The sequence below is a fragment of the Bradyrhizobium australafricanum genome, from assembly GCF_020329495.1.
Lineage (GTDB): Bacteria > Pseudomonadota > Alphaproteobacteria > Rhizobiales > Xanthobacteraceae > Bradyrhizobium > Bradyrhizobium australafricanum.
Genome location: NZ_JAGKJL010000176.1, coordinates 1 through 1160, shown reverse-complemented (window position 1 = coordinate 1160; position 1160 = coordinate 1). Strand labels below are relative to the sequence as shown.

Below are 1160 nucleotides of genomic sequence, written 5' to 3'. Positions count from 1 at the left end.
TATTCGTTTCGCTGTTTTCGACGTCGGTCAAGGGGCGCGCGGCTTTTTTCCTTCGCATGCTGTCGCCTTCGAGGGCGATACGGTGGGAGTTGTGGATGATCCGGTCGAGGATAGCATCTGCGATGGTTGGCTCGCCGATCATGTCGTGCCATTGGGCAACGGGCAGCTGAGCGGTAATCAAGGTCGATTTGCGCCTGTAGCGCTCTTCGAAGATTTCGAGGAGATCAAGGCGCTGCTGGTCATTGAGGGTGTGGGTGCCCCAATCGTCGAGGATGAGCAACTGGACACGTGCAAGCTTATCGATGAGGCGCGGGAAGCGACCATCGAGACGGGCCATGGCGAGGTCTTCGAACAAGCGCGGCATACGCAAATAAAGGACGGAATGATCGAGCCTGGCCGCCTGGCGTCCGAAGGCACATGCCAACCAGGTTTTGCCAGTCCCGGTCAGGCCGGTGATGATGAAGTTCTCATGGGCTTTCAGCCAGGCGCCTTGCGCCAGCTGCAGGGTGTTGCGCCGGTCAAGGCCGCGGCGGGACGCGAAGTCGACGTCTTCGATACAGGCGTCGACGAAGCGCAGCTTGGCTGCGGCCAGCCGATTGGTCAGGCGCCGGTCGGCACGCATGGCGGCTTCGCGATCGAGCATCAGGCCGAGCCACTCATCCCGGCTGAGATCGGCGGCATTGTCCTGTTCGGCTAGTTGCCGGTAAGCGGCCGCCATTCCGGCAAGGCCGAGCGCCTGCATCTGCTCGAGGGTCGGGTGGGTCAGCATCGCGATGTTCCTTTCCTTCATTGATAATAGCCCCCACCACGGATGTTGGCGTGCGAGGGGGTAGCTTTGACGGGTGCGGCAGCAGGGCTCGCGCGGTCGAGCCCGGATTTGAGGATCGCGCTCACCGAGGAGTAGCTGATCGCGTTGATGACGAGTGCCCGCTCGCAGGCCGCTTCGAGCCGATCGCGCTCGTAGCGCCGTGCCAGGGCGATGATCCCCATGGCGGAGCGATAACCCTGCTCGGGATGCGGGCGCTCACGCATCATCCGCTCGACCAGAGTGGCGGTGTTGACGCCGATCCGCGCTGCCATCTTGATCAAGCTCGCCGGCGTCATATTGGCATAACGCTGATGGGCCTTGGGCATGTGCTCGTTCACGGTGACATGGCCGC

The 1160-nt window shown here is 62.6% G+C and carries 1 protein-coding gene and 1 pseudogene; both read right to left on the bottom strand.

The annotated features are described in order from the left end of the window. Positions 1 to 769, bottom strand: a 769-nt coding sequence (gene istB, locus J6525_RS46395; RefSeq protein ID WP_225649608.1) for an IS21-like element helper ATPase IstB, incomplete at its 3' end; no start/stop codon positions are given. A 17-nt stretch (positions 770 to 786) separates the two neighbouring features. After that, positions 787 to 1160: pseudogene (locus J6525_RS46390) on the bottom strand (IS21 family transposase); the annotation flags it as partial.